This window comes from Devosia limi DSM 17137 (assembly GCF_900128975.1).
Classification (GTDB): Bacteria; Pseudomonadota; Alphaproteobacteria; order Rhizobiales; family Devosiaceae; genus Devosia; species Devosia limi.
The window spans coordinates 1-16,388 of sequence record NZ_FQVC01000012.1 but is presented as its reverse complement, the minus strand read 5'-3'; the positions used below and the strand labels follow the sequence as shown (position 1 = coordinate 16,388).

The 16,388-nt window shown below is 63.4% G+C and carries 20 protein-coding genes; 11 read left to right on the top strand and 9 right to left on the bottom strand.

What is annotated here, in order from left to right; translation table 11 throughout:
- Window positions 1–77: 77 nt before the first annotated feature.
- The 4 genes from BUA69_RS16550 to BUA69_RS16535 are packed head-to-tail and all read left to right on the top strand — an operon-like array spanning window position 78 to window position 2,559.
- Window positions 78–683, top strand: a complete 606-nt coding sequence (locus BUA69_RS16550) for a hypothetical protein (protein ID WP_046137084.1) — start codon at window positions 78–80, stop codon at window positions 681–683.
- Window positions 680–1,138: a dUTP diphosphatase gene (dut, locus tag BUA69_RS16545; RefSeq protein ID WP_046137085.1), complete on the top strand. Its 459-nt coding sequence runs from the start codon at window positions 680–682 to the stop codon at window positions 1,136–1,138. Before BUA69_RS16550 ends, dut begins: the two co-directional genes overlap by 4 nt.
- Window positions 1,092–1,823: a DUF2259 domain-containing protein gene (locus BUA69_RS16540; RefSeq protein WP_082093993.1), complete on the top strand. Its 732-nt coding sequence runs from the start codon at window positions 1,092–1,094 to the stop codon at window positions 1,821–1,823. The genes dut and BUA69_RS16540 overlap by 47 nt, the downstream gene beginning before the upstream one ends.
- Window positions 1,771–2,559: a HesA/MoeB/ThiF family protein gene (locus BUA69_RS16535; RefSeq protein WP_046137087.1), complete on the top strand. Its 789-nt coding sequence runs from the start codon at window positions 1,771–1,773 to the stop codon at window positions 2,557–2,559. The genes BUA69_RS16540 and BUA69_RS16535 overlap by 53 nt, the downstream gene beginning before the upstream one ends.
- Before the next feature lie 598 nt (window positions 2,560–3,157).
- Here the strand turns inward: BUA69_RS16535 and fabB are convergent.
- Both fabB and fabA read right to left on the bottom strand, forming a co-directional pair.
- Complete coding sequence (gene fabB / locus BUA69_RS16530; RefSeq protein ID WP_072866602.1) at window positions 3,158–4,384, bottom strand: beta-ketoacyl-ACP synthase I; 1,227 nt, start codon at window positions 4,382–4,384, stop codon at window positions 3,158–3,160.
- 73 nt (window positions 4,385–4,457) lie between these two features.
- Window positions 4,458–4,988, bottom strand: coding sequence for a 3-hydroxyacyl-[acyl-carrier-protein] dehydratase FabA (fabA, locus tag BUA69_RS16525; RefSeq protein ID WP_046137089.1), 531 nt, complete (start codon window positions 4,986–4,988; stop codon window positions 4,458–4,460).
- Window positions 4,989–5,158: 170 nt separating this feature from the next.
- Between fabA and irrA the strand changes: the two genes are divergently transcribed.
- From irrA to BUA69_RS16500, 5 genes are all read left to right on the top strand, one after another.
- Window positions 5,159–5,605 carry an iron response transcriptional regulator IrrA gene (irrA, locus tag BUA69_RS16520; RefSeq protein ID WP_072866601.1) on the top strand — a complete coding sequence of 149 codons (447 nt, stop codon included), beginning with the start codon at window positions 5,159–5,161 and terminating at the stop codon, window positions 5,603–5,605.
- Between the two features lie 190 nt (window positions 5,606–5,795).
- Window positions 5,796–6,632 carry an arylamine N-acetyltransferase family protein gene (locus tag BUA69_RS16515; protein WP_046137091.1) on the top strand — a complete coding sequence of 279 codons (837 nt, stop codon included), beginning with the start codon at window positions 5,796–5,798 and terminating at the stop codon, window positions 6,630–6,632.
- Window positions 6,632–7,240: a YdeI/OmpD-associated family protein gene (locus BUA69_RS16510; RefSeq protein ID WP_046137092.1), complete on the top strand. Its 609-nt coding sequence runs from the start codon at window positions 6,632–6,634 to the stop codon at window positions 7,238–7,240. The genes BUA69_RS16515 and BUA69_RS16510 overlap by 1 nt, the downstream gene beginning before the upstream one ends.
- A complete protein-coding gene (locus tag BUA69_RS16505; RefSeq protein WP_052950781.1) occupies window positions 7,237–7,758 on the top strand; it encodes a DUF1697 domain-containing protein in 522 nt (173 codons plus the stop codon). The genes BUA69_RS16510 and BUA69_RS16505 overlap by 4 nt, the downstream gene beginning before the upstream one ends.
- Window positions 7,755–8,645: a ribokinase gene (locus tag BUA69_RS16500; protein WP_046137093.1), complete on the top strand. Its 891-nt coding sequence runs from the start codon at window positions 7,755–7,757 to the stop codon at window positions 8,643–8,645. The genes BUA69_RS16505 and BUA69_RS16500 overlap by 4 nt, the downstream gene beginning before the upstream one ends.
- Window positions 8,646–8,718: 73 nt before the next feature.
- Here BUA69_RS16500 and infC read toward each other — a convergent pair whose 3' ends face one another.
- Window positions 8,719–9,255, bottom strand: a complete 537-nt coding sequence (infC, locus tag BUA69_RS16495) for a translation initiation factor IF-3 (RefSeq protein WP_072866600.1) — start codon at window positions 9,253–9,255, stop codon at window positions 8,719–8,721.
- 173 nt (window positions 9,256–9,428) lie between these two features.
- On the opposite strand from infC, the gene BUA69_RS16490 reads away from it, so the two are divergent.
- Window positions 9,429–10,202, top strand: a complete 774-nt coding sequence (locus tag BUA69_RS16490; RefSeq protein ID WP_046137095.1) for an alpha/beta hydrolase — start codon at window positions 9,429–9,431, stop codon at window positions 10,200–10,202.
- A 287-nt stretch (window positions 10,203–10,489) separates the two neighbouring features.
- Here the strand turns inward: BUA69_RS16490 and BUA69_RS16485 are convergent, their stop codons facing one another.
- The 4 genes from BUA69_RS16485 to BUA69_RS16470 all read right to left on the bottom strand — a co-directional run bounded on the left by BUA69_RS16485 (window position 10,490) and on the right by BUA69_RS16470 (window position 13,921).
- Window positions 10,490–11,140 (bottom strand): GNAT family N-acetyltransferase, encoded by a 651-nt coding sequence (locus tag BUA69_RS16485; RefSeq protein ID WP_046137096.1) that lies wholly within the window; start codon window positions 11,138–11,140, stop codon window positions 10,490–10,492.
- Window positions 11,137–12,009, bottom strand: coding sequence for an SDR family oxidoreductase (locus BUA69_RS16480; protein WP_046137097.1), 873 nt, complete (start codon window positions 12,007–12,009; stop codon window positions 11,137–11,139). Before BUA69_RS16480 ends, BUA69_RS16485 begins: the two co-directional genes overlap by 4 nt.
- A gap of 1 nt (window position 12,010) precedes the next feature.
- On the bottom strand, window positions 12,011–13,174 hold the full coding sequence (gene queG, locus BUA69_RS16475; RefSeq protein WP_046137098.1) for a tRNA epoxyqueuosine(34) reductase QueG: 1,164 nt from the start codon (window positions 13,172–13,174) through the stop codon (window positions 12,011–12,013).
- Window positions 13,175–13,243: 69 nt separating this feature from the next.
- Window positions 13,244–13,921 carry a glutathione S-transferase family protein gene (locus BUA69_RS16470; RefSeq protein ID WP_046137099.1) on the bottom strand — a complete coding sequence of 226 codons (678 nt, stop codon included), beginning with the start codon at window positions 13,919–13,921 and terminating at the stop codon, window positions 13,244–13,246.
- Between the two features lie 115 nt (window positions 13,922–14,036).
- Here BUA69_RS16470 and BUA69_RS16465 point away from each other — a divergent pair, with 115 nt between their 5' ends.
- Window positions 14,037–14,846: an undecaprenyl-diphosphate phosphatase gene (locus BUA69_RS16465; protein ID WP_046137100.1), complete on the top strand. Its 810-nt coding sequence runs from the start codon at window positions 14,037–14,039 to the stop codon at window positions 14,844–14,846.
- A 382-nt stretch (window positions 14,847–15,228) separates the two neighbouring features.
- Here the strand turns inward: BUA69_RS16465 and BUA69_RS16460 are convergent, their stop codons facing one another.
- Entirely contained in the window at window positions 15,229–15,870 is a 642-nt protein-coding gene (locus BUA69_RS16460; RefSeq protein WP_046137101.1) for a LolA family protein, read from the bottom strand.
- A gap of 190 nt (window positions 15,871–16,060) precedes the next feature.
- The coding region (locus tag BUA69_RS16455; protein WP_072866599.1) for an IS5/IS1182 family transposase at window positions 16,061–16,388 on the bottom strand (328 nt) is incomplete at its 5' end.

Sequence of the window (16,388 nt, the reverse complement as noted above, 5' to 3'; positions counted from 1 at the left end):
TCGGCTTGCCCGTTCCGAGGCTTCCCCATAGATTGCCGCCTCAATGCGGCCATGGCCGCGTCGGCTCGGAGATGGATATGAAGCTCAACCTGATCGGCAGGCTGGTCGGCGTGCTGCTGCTGAGTGCCGGCCTGGCCGGATGCCTCGATGCCAGTGTCGATGTGGCCGTTACCAGCGAGACCACAGCCAAGGCTACCATGACCCAGGTGATGGGCGCCGATTTCTATTCCATGGTCAAGGTGAGCGGCGAAAACGCCAAGGCGAGCAAGGACGAAGACGAGTTCTGCGCCGAGGGCAAGCTGACCGAAGCCGCCGATGGCAGCGCCACCTGCACTATCACCGAGGAAGGCAGGTTTGCCGACCTGACCATGGGCAATGACCAGCAAACCATCACCTTCACGTCGGCGGGCCCCGGACTTGTGCGCGTCGCCCTGCCGACTGCCGATATGAAGGCCGAAATCGGCGCCGGCGATGACATGGATGCCGAGACCAGGCAGATGATCGAAGCCTTTTTCTCCGGTCATGCGGTGACCATCCGCTTTTCCGGCGCCGCAGTGGTCGAGACCAATATGACGCTGGCGGCCGACAAGCGCTCGGCCGAGCAGGTCATTCCCTTTCTCGATCTGATCAATGGCGCCCCCGACATGCCCGATGAATTGTTTGCCGTAGTGCGTGTGCCATGACCCTGCCCATTGCCGTTTCCTTCCGCTGGCTCCCCCATGGCGAGGGCCTGGCGATCCCGCGCCAGCAGACCGCCGGCGCCGCCGGGGTCGACCTGCCGGCCGCGCTAAGCGCCGATGAAGTGATCGAGATCGCACCCGGCCGCATGGCCATGCTGCCCACCGGCTTTGCCATTGCCCTGCCGGAAGGCTTCGAGGCGCAGATCCGGCCGCGCTCCGGCCTTGCGGCCAAGCATGGGGTGACGGTGCTCAATGCGCCCGGTACGGTGGATGCGGACTACCGTGGCGAGGTCAAGGTAATGCTGATCAATCACGGCCAGCTTCCCTTCGCGGTGCGCCGGGGTGACCGGATCGCCCAGATGGTGGTGGCCCCGGTCAGCCGCGTAGCCTTTGTGCAGCAGGAGACACTCGATGATACCGAACGTGGCGACAAAGGTCATGGTTCGACTGGGCGCTAGCCTCGTCGCTCTTCTGGGACTGGTTGCGCCGACATGGGCTGGCGACCGGGCCAGCATTGACCTGCTCGGTTTTTCCGAGGATGGCCGCTATTTTGCCTTCGAGGAATTCGGCATCCAGGACGGTTCCGGCTTTGCCTATGCCTCGATCTATCTGATCGACCTCGACAACGACCGCTGGGTGGCCGGCACGCCGATCAAGGTGCAGGCCGATACCGAGCAAGCCACGCTCCATGCCATCCGCAGCGAGGCGCTGGCGCAGTTTGCCGGCCAGATCGAACAGCACGCCATCCATGAACCGGCCGAGTTTCTGGCGGTGAACGGCGATGGCGTGCCCGAGGCCGATGGCAGCGCGCTGCGGTTCGCCGGCGTCGGCTTCATGGGCCCCGGCACGGTGCAGGGCGATCACCGCCTGGCGCTTGAGACCTTTGCGCTGCCCAGTGCCAAATGCGAGGCCTATACCGACAATGAGATCCTCGGATTCGCGCTGAGCGTTGACGGCAAGGAGCTGCATCGCGACACCAGCCTGCCTGCCTCGCGCGGCTGCGCACTGGCTTACCGCATCTATGGCGTGGCCGTGCCCTATCCCGGCTGGTCGATCGAGGGTGGCGTGGCGCTGATTTCGGTCTATCCCCATGGCTTTGAGGGCCCTGACCGGCGCTTTCTGGCGGTTCCCCTTGGCAAGTGAGACCTTCTCAGCGGCCGAAACCCGCCGCTATGCGCGCCACCTGGTCCTCAAGGGCATGGGCGGCGCCGGCCAGCAGGCGCTCCGGGGCGCCCGCGTGCTGGTGGTGGGAGCTGGTGGGCTTGGCAGTCCCGTCATCGCCTATCTGGCAGCCGCCGGCGTCGGCACGCTGGGCATAATCGATCATGACACGGTCTCGCTCTCCAACCTGCAGCGCCAGACGGTGCATCGGACCGGGGACGTTGGGCGCAACAAGGCCGAGAGTGCTGCAGGGTTTGCCGGGGCGCTGAACCCGCATGTGGGGCTGGTGGCACATGCCGAGCCATTGACCACGGCCAATGCCGAGGCGGTAATCCGGCAATATGATCTTGTGCTGGATGGCACCGATAATCTGTCGACCCGCGCCATTGTCGCTGCGGCCTGCGAAGCGCTGGCCCGGCCGCTGGTGTCGGGTGCGGTCTCGATGTTTGACGGGCAGGTCACGGTTTTTGCCCCGCACCTTTCTCGCGCCGATGGCAGCGCCGCCCCGCGCTTTGCCGACCTCTATCCCAGCGACGCCGACGATGCCGACCTGCCCAGCTGCGAAGCCACCGGGATTCTGGGCCCGCTGACCGGGGTCATCGGCACGCTGATGGCGATGGAAGCGATCAAGCTGATCACCGGCATCGGCACGCCACTGATCGGGCGGGTGCTGATCTATGACGGCAAGGACGCACGATTCTCGGAGTTTTCGTACTGAGGGGGAGGCTTGTGGTTCAAAACCATGGCCCCCTGCGCGCGGCCTCCCAATCACCGCGTCATTCCATCCATCCACCGGGGGTCATTCTCTATTCCACCGGGTCATTCCCGCGCAGGCGGGAATCCATTCTTGCTAGCCGTAAACACCCAAAGAATGGATTCCCGCCTGCGCGGGAATGACTCCGTGGGGGTGAGGCGAGTTGTGCAGGTGGAACATGGTCGGGCAGAGGGTGATGACGACCCTCATCTGTCCGCCCTTCCCAAAAGCTCCTCCACCCACTGCGCTGCCCTCGGGCTTGACCCGAGGGCAGCGCAGTGATTGATGGATATGTCAGGCGACGGCATCGGTCGGGGCGCGGCTCCTCACTGCACCATGTCCCCAGTCACCGCAGCACCAGTCACCGCGTCAGTCTCCCCACCCACAGCGTCATTCCCGCGCAGGCGGGAATCCATTCTTGTGAGCAGCGAACAACCCAAAGAGTGGATTCCCGCCTGCGCGGGAATGACTGCGTGGGTGCGAGCACGGATCAGCGCAAGCGAAAGCCCACCCGCGGATCAAGTCCGCGGGCAGCACTGTGGATGGGAAATGGAAATAACGCCTAGGCGTCCGGGTGCTTGAACACCAGGGCGGCATTGGTGCCGCCGAAGCCGAACGAGTTGGACAGCACGATGCCCAGATCGGCATTGTCGCGGCGCTGCTGCAGGATCGGCATGTCGGCGAAGGCCGGGTCCAGCGTTTCGATATTGGCGCTGGCGGCGATGAAGCGTTCGCGCATCATCAGGATCGAATAGATCGCCTCATGCACGCCGGTGGCGCCCTGGCTGTGGCCGGTCAGCGACTTGGTGGCCGAAATTGGCGGGCACTTGTCCTCATTGCCGAACAGGGAACGGATGGCTTCCATTTCCTTGAGGTCGCCCACCGGGGTCGAGGTGGCATGCGGATTGATGTAGTCGACCTTGGCTTTGACATTGCGCAGCGCCATGCGCATGCAGCGCTCGGCGCCTTCGCCCGAGGGGGCAACCATGTCGAGGCCATCGGAGGTCGCGCCATAGCCGATGATTTCGGCGATGATATTGGCGCCGCGCGCCTTGGCATGTTCCAGCTCTTCGAGCACCAATACGCCGGCGCCGCCCGAAATGACGAAGCCATCGCGGTTGAGGTCATAGGCGCGCGAGGCACGTTCGGGGGTCTCGTTGAAGTTGGACGACATGGCGCCCATGGCGTCGAACAGGTTCGACAGCGTCCAGTCCAGATCCTCGTGACCACCGGCAAAGACGATGTCCTGCTTGCCCATCATGATCTGCTCATAGCCATTGCCGATGCAATGCTTGGACGTCGCACAGGCGGCCGAGATCGAATAATTGATGCCCTTGATGCCAAAGCTGGTGGCCAGGGTGGCCGAAGCGGTCGATCCCATCGCCTTGGGGACGGCCAGCGGCCCGATCCGCTTGGGGCTCTTTTTTTCGCGGGTCGTATCGGCGGCTTCGACAATGGTGCGGGTGGAGGTGCCGCCCGAACCCATGACGATACCGGTCATCGGATTGGAGATGTCGGATTCTTCCAGACCCGCATCGGCGATGGCCTGCTGCATGGCCAGATAATTCCAGGCCGCGCCCTTGCCCATAAAGCGGGTGACGCGGCGATCCAGGATTTCGAACGGATCGATGCCGGGATTGCCGTGGACCTGGGAGCGGAAGCCGAGATCGACATAGTCCTGGGCCCGGGAGATACCAGGCCGAGCCGCGCGCAGGCTCTCGATCACGGCCGGCACGGTGTTGCCGATCGATGAAATGATCCCCATGCCGGTGACGACTACACGTCTCATCTTAGGCCTCGCTCCTAATGTTCAAGTCGCCCTTGTACGGGCGATTCATGTTCTGGATATGGACGAGCGCCGATCAGGCGCCCTTCTGGTCCCGCAGCTGGCTCTCGGTGAACAGGCCGACCCGCAGGTCCTTGGCTTCGTAGATCACCTTGCCGTCAGCCTTGACCCAGCCATCGGCGATACCCAGCGTCAGGCGCGAACGCATGACCCGCTTGATGTCGATACCATACTCGACCAGCTTGACGTCGTCAGTGACCTGTCCCGTCATTTTGATCTCGCCGCCCAGGGCGCGGCCACGACCGGGCGAGCCGGTCCAGCCCAGGAAGAAGCCCGTCATCTGCCAGACGGCATCAAGCCCCAGGCAGCCGGGCATGACCGGATCGCCGATGAAGTGGCACTTGAAGAACCAGAGGTCGGGATGGACGTCGAGTTCGGCGGTGACCGAGCCCTTGCCATACAGGCCGTCATTGTCGGCGATGTGGGTGATGCGATCGAACATCAGCATCGGCGGAGCGGGCAACCTTGCATCGGTCTGACCCGGCAATTCGCCGCGGCCATGGGCCAACAGTTCTTCGTAACTGAATTGGTGTGCGCGCTCGGCCATACAAAGCCCCCGGTTAACTAACGGTTCCTCGTAGCGGTGCCAGCAAAGGGGGTCAAGTGATGCCAAGGGCGCACAGCTGCGTGTGCGGCGGCGCGCCGCTTGTGCCAAACCCCCGCCATAGCTATAAGGAAACGAGTTTTCCGGCCCTTTTAAGCCTTCTAAAGGACCCAATGTCAGATCGCACTCAGACCGCCCGGCCTCTTCCATCACGCAAGCCCTGCCTTACCGCAGTCCTGCGGATGGCCGGCCTTCGTCCGACCCGTCAGCGCGTCGCGCTTGCCGAACTGCTGTTTGGCGGCCCGCATCGGCATGTCAGCGCCGAGCAACTGCATGGCGAGGCCAATGACGCCAGCGTCAATGTCTCGCTGGCCACCATCTACAATACGCTGCACCAGTTCCACGAAGCAGGCCTGCTGCGCGAAGTGGCGGTGGATGCCTCGCGCTCCTATTTCGATACCGACACTTCCGATCACCACCATTTCTATGTCGAAGACGAGCAGCGGATGATCGACATCCCGGCCGCTTCGGTCGAATTCAAGAGCCTGCCACAGGCCCCGCGCGGCATGGTGGTCAGCCATGTCGACGTCGTCATCCGCGTCCGCAAGCAGCAGGGCTGAGGCTGCGTCAGCCAGGGCGTTTGCCGCACCAATCAAACTATCGGCGGAACACCTCTCCGGATGACGACTGGCGCCCGCCAATCGCCCTGCGGCGCGACGACGCTGTTGCGCCGAAAATTGCCAGCCGTGACAAACCCTGCCCAATTGCCCCATATTGCGGCGGATTCGGAAACAGCGCCAAGGGTGGTCGATGAGCCATAAAGTCAATCTCAAAGCCTATTTCGAGCGAATCGGTTTTGCCGGATCGATCGCCCCGACATTGGCGACTTTGGAATTGCTGCATGGGCTGCACCCCGCCGTCATACCCTTTGAAAACCTGAACCCCCTGCTTGGCCTGCCGGTGCCGCTCGACCAGGCGAGCCTGGAAAAAAAGCTGCTGGCCGAGCGCCGGGGTGGGTATTGCTACGAACACAATCTGCTGCTGATGCGCGTCTTGCGCGAGCTCGACTACAAGGTCATCCCCCTGCTGGCCAAAGTGCTGTGGAACAATCCCGACGCCACCGATATCGCGCTCAGCCATATGGTGCTGGCGGTGGAGATCTCCGGCCAGACCCATATCGCCGATGTCGGCTTTGGCGGGTTGACGTTGACCGCGCCGCTGCGGCTGCGCCCCGATATCGAGCAGAAGACCCCGCACGAAACTTGCCGGCTGACCGGCGGCGATCCCGAATGGCGGCTTGAAGCCAAGATCGGCGAGGACTGGAAAGCCCTCTATAGCTTCGAGATGATCGAGCGCACCGACGCCGATTACGATGCCTCCAACCTCTATCTCTCGACCGACCCGGCCTCAAAGTTCCGGCAGGACCTGCGCGTAGCCCTGTCGCCAGAGGGCAAACGCCTTGCCCTGCTCGAGAACCGGCTGACCGTGCATGGCCCCGAAGGGCAGACAGACCAGCGCTTCATCACCAATGTCGCCGATATGCGCGAAGTGCTGAGCGAGACGTTCGGCATGGGCCTGCCGGCCGCCGAACTGCTCGATCCCAAGCTGCAGGCCATTATCGACAAGGCTGGCCTCGGGGTGATCTGATGGCGCCAGTCATTCCCAATCCCGACCGCATCCGCAGCTTTACCGATCAGGCGGGGTTCGAGGCCTGGCTCGCGCAGCACCATGACCGCGAAAGCGAACTCTGGTTGCGCATCTACAAAAAGGGCTCAGACATCCCGACCATTACCTATCACCAGGCGCTGGACGTTGCCTTGTGCTGGGGCTGGATCGACGGGATCAAGAAATCCCATGACGAGGTCTCGTTCCTGCAGCGCTTCACCCCGCGCAGGGCCAGGAGCATCTGGAGCCAGGTCAACCGCACCCATATCGATCGGCTGATCGAGGCAGGCCGGATGACCGAGCATGGCCTGCGGCACGTCGATGCCGCCAAGGCCGACGGGCGTTGGGACGCCGCCTATGCCGCGAGCTCGAAGATGGAGATCCCCGACGACCTGATGGCAGCGATCGCTGCCGATCCCCGGGCGCTGGCAAGCTTTGAAAGCCTGAACAAGACCAACCGCTTTGCGATGGCGTTCCGCGTGGGCAATCTGAAAACCCCAGCCGCCCGGCAGAAGAAGATCGATGGCTTTGTCGAGATGCTGGTGCGCGGCGAAACCATCCACCCCAATGGCAAGGCCGGCAAGGCGTGACCCGGCGCGTGGCTCTGCTGCGGGGCGTCAATCTGGGCAAGCGCCAGGTCAAGAGCGCCGAATTGGCTGCGGCCTTTACCGCGATGGGCTTTGATAACGTCAAGACGCTGTTGGCGAGCGGCAATGTGCTGTTCGATGCCGAGACCGCCGAGCGCGGCGCCATCGAAGCTGCTCTGGGCCAGACTTTCGGCTTTCCCATCGCAGTGGTGCTGCGGACCCAGGACGAGTTGCGGGCGCTGATCGCGCTCGACCCCTTTTCCGGGCGGACGGAAGATGCCGATACCAAACTCTATGTGACGCTGCTGGCCGAACCCGATGCGCGGTCCCTGCCAATGCCCTGTGCCCTCGCGGGTGATTTCGAGGTAGTCAAACTCACCGAGCGCGAGGTATGCATCCTGGCTTTCCGACTGCCCTCCGGGCGGTTTGGCGCAGGCATGGAGCAGATCTGGAAGCATTTCGGCAAGAAGCGTCTCTGGACCTCGCGCAACTGGAACACCATCATCAAGGCTGCCTCATGATCACTGTCTTCGGCTCTACCAATCTCGACCAGGTCGGCACAGTTTCGCGCCTGCCCAGGCCCGGCGAAACCGTGGCCGGCGGCACGTTCTCGATGGCAGCCGGCGGCAAGGGCGCCAACCAGGCACTGGCCGCCCGCCGCGCCGGTGCCGAAGTCCGGCATTTTTCGGCCGTGGGCGCCGATGCCTTTGCCGATGCAGCGCTCGAACTGCTCAAGGCCGATGGCGTCGATCTCTCCAATATGCGCATTGCCGAGGGCCCGACCGGCATCGCCATGATCTTTGTCGATACCCGTGGCGAGAACGTCATTGCGGTGCTGCCCGGTGCCAATGGCACCATGACCCCAGCCGATGCCGAAACTGCACTCAAGGGCATGGACGCAGGCACCGTGCTGCTGCTGCAGCAGGAAATCCCGCAGGCGGCGACCGAACGGGCGCTGGACCTCTCCAGGGCGCAGGACGTGATCTCGATCCTCAACACCGCCCCCTTCATCGACAGCACCAGGACGGTGGCCCCCAAGGCGACAATCCTGATCGCCAACGAAACCGAATTTGCCCTGCTCACCGGCCGTGGCATAGACGAACTCGACGCCGCCATGCAGGACTGGGCCAGGGCCCATGACCAGACGGTGATCGTCACCCTGGGCCCCGACGGGGCCAAGGCCGCGACGCCCAACGGGCTGATCCAGGTTCCGGCACTGCAGGTAACGCCTGTCGACACCGTCGGCGCCGGCGATACCTTTTGCGGGTATCTTGCCGCCGGGCTCGATGCCGGGCTGGAGCTGGAAGCCGCCATGCGCCGCGCCGCAGTGGCGGCGAGCCTGGCCTGCCTCAATCCCGGCGCCCAGCCGGCTATCCCCTATGCCAGCGACGTCGCCGCCGCGCTGTAACAGCACAGGGGCCATCCAAAACAAAAAGGCAGGCCCGAGGGCCTGCCTTTTTCTATGCGTGGTGGTCGATGCCTTACTTGGGCGCCAGGACCATGACCATCTGACGGCCTTCCGAGCGGGGCTGGCTTTCGACCTTGGCCACCGGCTCGAGCAGTTCCCGGACCTTGAGCAGCAGCTGCATACCAATGTCCTGGTGGGCCATTTCGCGGCCACGGAAGCGCATCGTTACCTTGACGCGATCCCCTTCGGCGATGAAGCGCTGGGCAGCCTTCATCTTGGTCTCGTAATCGTGGGTATCGATATTGGGCCGGAGCTGGACTTCCTTGACCTCGATCACCTTCTGCTTCTTGCGCGCCTCGGCAGCTTTTTTCTGCGCGGCATATTTGAAGCGTCCGAGGTCGAGCATCTTGGCGACCGGCGGGCTGGCGTTCGGAGAGATCAGGACCAGATCCAGTCCCTGTTCCTGGGCCTCTGTGAGAGCCTCACGAGTCCGGACGACGCCCCGGTTCTCGCCTTCAGCATCGATGAGTTGAACATCGGGGCTGGTGATATCCTCGTTCGAGAGCGGCCCATCTTTCTGGGGCGCAACTGGTCTCATGGGACGACGAATGGCAGAGTTCCTTGTGTTGACAAGCCAAGTGGTGAAATCGAGCGTAAAATCGTGTCACGGCGGCCATAAGTCAACAGGTAAACCGATGGAATTTGAAGCCTGTTGCGCCTAGGAAACGCCCATATGGCCGCGCTATGGCCAAGTATAGGATCCTTCATCGGAAAGTGCCAGCCATGACCAGCATCGAACGATCAACTCTTGTCGTCGGAAGCGGCGCCGAGAGTCGCGACATCGCCGTGCAAACCCGCCCCGGTGGCAATCCGGGCCTGTTCTGGCTCGGCGGCTATCGCTCCGACATGATGGGCAGCAAGGCCATGGCTCTCGATGCCCTGGGCGCCGACAAGGGTCTGGCCGTCACCCGCTTCGACTATTCCGGCCATGGCGCCTCGGGGGGATCGTTCGATGATGGCAGCATCAGCCGCTGGCTGGAGGAAGCCCAGGCAGTCTTCGCCACGACCAGTGGACCCCAGATCATCGTTGGCTCCTCGATGGGGGGCTGGCTGGCGCTGCTGCTGGTCCGCGCCATGCAGGCGGCAGGGCAATCCCGCGCCAAAGGCCTGGTGCTGATCGCCCCGGCCGTCGACATGACCCATGACCTGATGCTGCCCGACTTTAGCGCCGCCGACCATGAATCGCTGCAAAATCTCGGCTATGTCGACCAGCCCTCGGCATATTCCGACACGCCCTATCGCATCACCCGCAAGCTGATCGAGGATGGCGAGCACCACCGGCTGTTCGGCGGCGTCATCGAAACCGGCTGCCCGACGATCATCCTGCAAGGCGGCGCCGATCCCGACGTGCCGCAGGCCCATGCCATCAAGCTGGTCACCCATATCCTGCACGATCCGGTGACCCTGACGCTGATCCCCGATGGCGATCACCGGCTGAGCCGGGATCAGGACCTGGCGCTGCTGAAAGACGCGGTGTGGCGGCTGGCGGGCGAGTAAGTAGCGCGTGGGGAGGGCGCCGGCGTTCAGGTCAGCGGATCGTAAAGTAGATAGCGGGTAGAGCGATATCTCGCCTCCCCACTGTGCTGTCCCCGGACTTGATCCGGGGACCACTCACCTCTCACGCCGCGCCGCGAATGACCCACGGGGCAAGCCCGTGGGCAGCACGGTGGTTGCTCCCCATCACCGGGTCATTCCCGCGGAGGCGGGAATCCATTCTGTTTTGGGATTCGTACCGAGTTGAAGAGTGGATTCCCGCCTGCGCGGGAATGACTCCGTGGAAGGTGCTACCGCGTCACCAGCTTGCTCTTCTGCATCCCAGCGGCATCGAAATTGTCCGGGGCCAGCCATCGCTCATATTCAGCCCGGATCGCAGGCCATTCACTGTCGATGATCGAGAACCAGGCCGTGTCCCGGCTCTCGCCCTTGATGATCAAGTCCTGGCGGAACAGGCCCTCATATTGAAAGCCGAAGCGCAGCGCCGCGGCTTTGGAGGGTTCATTGTTATTATTGCACTTCCACTCGAACCGGCGATAGCCGAGGTCGTCAAAGGCGTGGCGGGCGAACAGGAACAGCGCTTCGGTGGCCAGCGGCGAGCGGGCCATGGGCAGGCCCCAATAGACCCCTCCAATCTCGATCGAGGCATGCTGGGGGGCGATGCGCATCCAGGCCTGCTGGCCGACTGCCTTGCCGCTGGCCTTGTCGATCACCGCCACATAGCGGTCTGCACCGGCATTGGCATCGACGATCCGGGTCTCCATCTCTGCCAGCGAGGTCGGCGCGTGGCTGAACAGCCAGCGATAGCGTTCGGCGCCGCCCGGCATGGTCGAGACCGCGAACAGATCCGCTGCGTGGCGGGCATGGAACGGTTCCAGCCGGACAAAGCGGCCATCGAGCACGATGGCCTGGGGCGCCGATTTGGCGGGCGAAACACTCATGCGCTTTCCTCGCTGAAAATGGCGCTGAGGCCATCGCGAAAGGTGGGATAGAGCAGTTCGATCTCCAGCGCCTGCTTGATCGCGACATTGGAGACGCGCTTGTTATCGGCGTAGAAAGAGCGCTGCATCGGGGTCATGTCAGCAACATCGAAAGCAACTTCGGGCGGCGGCTCGACGCCAGCGAGATCGGCGGCAAAGCGCACCAGATCCTGCGGTGGGGCCGGCTCGTCATCGGCGAGGTTGAAGGTGCCGGCCAGCCGTTTTTGTGCGGCGAGCGCGGTCACGCGGCCAATATCGGCGACATGGATGCGATTGAACACCTGGCCCGGCTTGATCACCCGGCGCGCCGTGCCATCGGCCAGTTTGTCGAAGCTGGAGCGGCCGGGGCCATAAATGCCGGCCAGCCGCAGGATGGCCAGCGGCACGCCGCGTTCCGATGCGTAGTCGCGCCATTCGTCCTCGGCCAGCACGCGGCGATCCGAGCGCTCATTGCGCGGCACCAGCGGCGCAGTCTCGTCGATCCAGCTGCCGCCGAAATCGCCATAGACCCCGACGGTGGAATAGTAGCAGAGCCATTCCAGCTCCGGCGCCGCATCGAGATCGGCGCGGTGATGGGCCAAAGCCGGATCGCCGGCGCTGCCGGGGGCAATCGAGAACACCACATGGCTGGCGCGACGCAGGTCCGGCCCCAGTGTCGGTCCCGGCGCGGTGCCGTCAAACACATGGGCGGCAATGCCTCTGGCCCGCAATGCCGCTGCCTTTTCGGCGGTACGAACCGTTCCGGCCACGTGGACCGGCTCGCCGATGCCAGCAAAGGCCTCAACTGCCGCCAGCGCTGAAAATCCGAGGCCGAAGATAAACACGTTCATGTCAGAGGTCCGCCGTCCATTCGCTGCGTACCGAGCTATCGCCTTCCTTCGCCAGATAGGCAAGACTGAGCCGCTGGGCACGCTCTGGGGTCAGGCGCCGCAAGGCCCAGATCGCGGCGCCGCGCACCAGGGGGTCGTCGGCATCGAGCCGATCCTCGGCGAGCCCCGCCAGTTCCACATTGCCGCTATTGCCAATGGCGATCAGCACATTGCGCAGGAACCGGCCATGGCCAATGCGCTTGACCGGCGAACCGGCAAACAAGGTGCGAAAGCCCTCGTCATCGAGCCGCGCCAGTTGCGCAAGAGTCGGCCGCTCGAGATCCGCGCGTGCCCGCAGCTTGGCCTCGCGGCTGACCTTGGCAAATTTGTTCCAGGGGCAAACCGCCAGGCAATCGTCGCAGCCATAGATGCGATTGCCCATCGGCACCCGGAATTCGAGCGGGATCGGGCCCTTGTGCTCGACGCTGAGATAGGCGAGGCATCGGCGGGAATCGAGCTGGAACGGCGCCGGAAACGCCTGGGTCGGGCAGATATCGAGGCACCGCGTGCAGGAGCCGCAGCTTTCGGCATGCGGCTGGTCGGGTGGCAGTTCAGCCGAAGTGAAGATGGCGCCCAGAAACAGCCAGGAGCCAAATTCGCGGCTGACAAGAATTGTGTGCTTGCCCTGCCAGCCCAGGCCTGCCGCTTCCGCCAGCGGCTTTTCCATCACCGGCGCGGTATCGACGAACACCTTGACGCCTTCGCCGGAGCGGCGTGACAGCAGCCCGGCCAGTTCCTTGAGCTTGCCCTTGATGATCTCGTGATAATCGCGATTGCGCGCATAGACCGAGATCGAGCCGAGATCGCGCTCACCCAGAATGGCCAGCGGATCGGTCTCGGGGCCGTAATTATAGCCAAGCAGGATGATCGAGCGGACTTCGTCCCATAGCGCCGTCGGGCTGGCGCGGCGCTCGGCGGTTTCGGCCATCCATTCCATGTCGCCATGCCAGCCGGCGTCCAAAGCCGCCTGCAGCTTTGCGGGCAGGTCGGGGCGGGCCGAGGCCGGCGCAATGCCAAAGCTGTCAAAGCCCAGCGCCCTGGCGCGGGTCCGCAGCTCGGCGACAAGTTTATCGGCGGATGGCGTTACAGTTTTCACAGGGTCATTCCCGCGCAGGCGGAAATCCATTCTGCCCGCTCTGTCGGCACAACTCAAAGAATGGATTCCCGCCTGCGCGGGCATGACCCGGTGCGGTAATCAAAAATCCAGATCGGCATAACCGCGCTGCGGCGGCATCGCGACGACGCGGTCATTGAGCAGGGTGCGGAAGGCGGGGCGCGACTTGATGCGCGAATACCAGTCGCGGGTTTCGCCGGCCTTGCCCCAATCGATATCGCCGAGATAGTCGAGCGTCGACAGATGCGCGGCGAGGGCAAAGTCGGCCAGGGTCATGGTGTCGCCGGCCAGCCAGGCGCGGGTGGCGAACAGCCAGTTGAAATACAGCATATGCTCGTTGAGGTTGGCCTTGGCCACGCGCAGCACCGCCGGATCGGGCGTCGCGCCGCGCTGGTCGCGCTTGACGATCTTCTCCTCGAGCACATAGCGGGTGACTTCGTCATTGAGCTTGAAGATCACCCATTCGATCAGCCGCCACATTTCGGCGCGCTGGCCCGGCTCGGCCGGGATCAGCCCCTCGACGGCGCTGGGCGTATAAAGATCTTCGATGGTGTGGATCGAGGCGAGCAGGCCGACAATGGGCGTGTCGCTATCGCCGATCAGGACCGGCAGCGTCGCGGCCGGATTGATCTCCAGCAGCTCGGCTTCGCGCAGCCAGGGCTTGATCTCCTCCATGTCCAGCGGCACGCCATATTCGGCACACATCAGTCTTACAAGACGCGAGGACGGATCCAGAGGGTGATGCAAAAGGCTCGGCATGCGGGTTTTCGCTCCTCCGGTTTTCGCTTGATCAATGCCCTGGCCTTGGCGCTATGCGCGAACACCATTAAGAGCAGGGCCCACAGATAGCCCACAAGATGAATTAGGGGATCAAATGAACGCCGATCAAGGTCTTTTTGTGCCACTGATCCTGGGAATTCTCGAAGGGCTTACCGAATTCTTGCCGGTCTCCTCCACCGGACACCTGCTGCTGGCTGGGCATTTCTTCGGTTTTACCCAACCGGCGACCTTTATCGTGCTGATTCAGCTGGGTGCGATCCTGGCTGTGATTACCGTGTATTTCGCCAAGATCGGCGAACTCATCCGTGATGCGCTGGCCGGCAAGCCCTATGCTTGGCACTTCGCCGCCGCCGTGGTGATCGCCAGTTTCCCCGGCGCCTTGGCCGGCGTGCTGTTCCGCGACTACATCCAGACGGTGATCTATGAATCGCCGCTGGTGATCTGCCTGAGCCTGCTCATCGGCGGCATCGTGCTGCTGATCGTCGACCGCATGCCGATCAAGCAGAAATACGACGATATCTATCACTACCCCTGGTATCTGGCGCTGATTGTCGGCCTGTTCCAGATGATCGCGCTGATCCCGGGCGTATCGCGTTCGGGCGCCACAGTGGTGGGCGCCATGCTGTTTGGTGCCAGCAAGCGCTCGGCGGCCGAATTCACCTTTTTCATCGCCCTGCCGATCATGATCGGCGCCTTTGGCTATGATCTCTACAAGAGCCGCAATCTGATCGACATGGATCTGGGCCTGCATATCGCCATCGGTTTTGCGGCCTCGTTCGTGGTCGGCGCGCTGGTGGTGCGATACCTGCTGGATTTCGTCTCCAGGCATGGCTTCGCCCCCTTCGCCTATTGGCGCATCCTTGTCGGCCTCGCCGGTCTTATCGCCCTGTGGCTGACAGCATAATATTGCCGCGGTAATCGAGCTTCCTGCCGCGCAGAGAACTCTGCCCCACCCACCAGGCTGCCCACGGGCTTGACCCGTGGGCCATTCTCCACCCGGCACGCGTTACGAGTGGTCCACGGGTCAAGCCCGTGGACAGCGCGGTGGCTGGGCGATAACGGCGCCGTGGTGGGCTTTTCCACGTGCCGAACCGGCAAGGCAGGCAAGGCAGCCCCCTCACAGCAAGTCCCGATAGGCTGTGCCAGCCCAGATCCCTCCACGCCGTCATCACCCGGCTTGTCCGGGTGATCCACCTCCCCCAAAATAGAAATTGCCCGGACAAGCCGGGCAATAACGGACGTATGGTGGGGAAGCGTGGGGGCCCGCGCAAGACCCCGGCCAAACCCTAGCGCTTGGCGGGGTCGACGCTCTTGTATGTCGCTGGAATCGAGAAAAACGCCCGTGGAATGTCCACGCCCTTTTCCACGTCATAGAGCGAGAAGGTCAGCTCGGCCCCGCTGGGCTCGACCAGGCTCCACTGCACCAGGTCCTTGGTCTCGACGTCAAAGATCAGCGACACCTGGACGGTACCCGCCATGGTCTCATCGATCAGGGTCACGGACAGGTAGCCGTCCGAATTGGTCACATCGACCAGATTGGCCTCGAACAGATTGATCCTGTCGCCGAGGAACTGGCGCAGCGGGATCGAGTCCTGCGGATAGGCGTAATAGGTCTCTTCCTGGCGGTTGAGCACATAGAAGCCGCGGCCGACCGAGACGATCTCCTCGCGGCTGGGCGGGTTATAGCGGAAGCGCACCTTGTCCGGGCGTTCGAGAAAGAACGTACCCTCGGTGCGGCCACCGGAGGTATCGATCTGCAGGAAGCGGCCAACCATGGTGCGGATGGCCGAATTGTGCGCGGAAATATCGGTGATGAGCTGCTGCTCTTGGGGCGTCAGCGCACGGTCGAGCGCCAAGGCCGGCAGGGCCGGCATGGCCGAGGCAAGAGCGACGGACAGGCCGAGCAGCATAACATCGCGGCGAATCATGGGTTTGGGTCCCTGGCTGATTTTCTGGTTGAACGTAACCTAGAAATCAATTGCGGCAACAGCGGGAAGGTTCCCCCTCGCTGCCGCCCGCCGGCAGGATATGCCGCGCGTCCTGTTGCCGCGGGCAAGCGCCTGCGGCCCGAAGTTGCGCAAGCGCTCCAGCCAGCCGGTTGCAACCAATGCGAAGCCCCTAGGTAGCGGACTCATAAAAGCGCATCCAGAGGCGTGAACAAGCGATGAGAACGGCGGCGAGATAGTTGCGCGCCGTCTTTTCGTATCGGGTTGCGATCTTGCGGAAGTGTTTGAGCTTGTTGAAGAACCGTTCTACGAGGTTGCGCTGGCGGTAGATGGCTGGGTCGACGCTGCGCTGCTGCTTGCGGTCCCGTTGGGTTGGGATGTGGCCGCGGCCGCCTCTTTGCTGGATCATCTCGATAATGGCTTGCGCGTCGTAGCCGCGGTCCGCGACCACGTCACCGACGACTGCTCGTGTTGCCAATAGGGCGGGAACCGCTGCTTTG

What these genes read in the sequence shown, in the direction of transcription:
- BUA69_RS16550 (WP_046137084.1), top strand. Translation starts at nt 78, where the DNA reads ATGAAGCTCAACCTGATCGGCAGGCTGGTCGGCGTGCTGCTGCTGAGT.
- dut (WP_046137085.1), top strand. Translation starts at nt 680, where the DNA reads ATGACCCTGCCCATTGCCGTTTCCTTCCGCTGGCTCCCCCATGGCGAG.
- BUA69_RS16540 (WP_082093993.1), top strand. Translation starts at nt 1,092, where the DNA reads ATGATACCGAACGTGGCGACAAAGGTCATGGTTCGACTGGGCGCTAGC.
- BUA69_RS16535 (WP_046137087.1), top strand. Translation starts at nt 1,771, where the DNA reads ATGGCTTTGAGGGCCCTGACCGGCGCTTTCTGGCGGTTCCCCTTGGCA.
- fabB (WP_072866602.1), bottom strand. Translation starts at nt 4,384, where the DNA reads ATGAGACGTGTAGTCGTCACCGGCATGGGGATCATTTCATCGATCGGC.
- fabA (WP_046137089.1), bottom strand. Translation starts at nt 4,988, where the DNA reads ATGGCCGAGCGCGCACACCAATTCAGTTACGAAGAACTGTTGGCCCAT.
- irrA (WP_072866601.1), top strand. Translation starts at nt 5,159, where the DNA reads ATGTCAGATCGCACTCAGACCGCCCGGCCTCTTCCATCACGCAAGCCC.
- BUA69_RS16515 (WP_046137091.1), top strand. Translation starts at nt 5,796, where the DNA reads ATGAGCCATAAAGTCAATCTCAAAGCCTATTTCGAGCGAATCGGTTTT.
- BUA69_RS16510 (WP_046137092.1), top strand. Translation starts at nt 6,632, where the DNA reads ATGGCGCCAGTCATTCCCAATCCCGACCGCATCCGCAGCTTTACCGAT.
- BUA69_RS16500 (WP_046137093.1), top strand. Translation starts at nt 7,755, where the DNA reads ATGATCACTGTCTTCGGCTCTACCAATCTCGACCAGGTCGGCACAGTT.
- BUA69_RS16490 (WP_046137095.1), top strand. Translation starts at nt 9,429, where the DNA reads ATGACCAGCATCGAACGATCAACTCTTGTCGTCGGAAGCGGCGCCGAG.
- BUA69_RS16485 (WP_046137096.1), bottom strand. Translation starts at nt 11,140, where the DNA reads ATGAGTGTTTCGCCCGCCAAATCGGCGCCCCAGGCCATCGTGCTCGAT.
- BUA69_RS16480 (WP_046137097.1), bottom strand. Translation starts at nt 12,009, where the DNA reads ATGAACGTGTTTATCTTCGGCCTCGGATTTTCAGCGCTGGCGGCAGTT.
- queG (WP_046137098.1), bottom strand. Translation starts at nt 13,174, where the DNA reads ATGGATTTCCGCCTGCGCGGGAATGACCCTGTGAAAACTGTAACGCCA.
- BUA69_RS16470 (WP_046137099.1), bottom strand. Translation starts at nt 13,921, where the DNA reads ATGCCGAGCCTTTTGCATCACCCTCTGGATCCGTCCTCGCGTCTTGTA.
- BUA69_RS16465 (WP_046137100.1), top strand. Translation starts at nt 14,037, where the DNA reads ATGAACGCCGATCAAGGTCTTTTTGTGCCACTGATCCTGGGAATTCTC.
- BUA69_RS16460 (WP_046137101.1), bottom strand. Translation starts at nt 15,870, where the DNA reads ATGATTCGCCGCGATGTTATGCTGCTCGGCCTGTCCGTCGCTCTTGCC.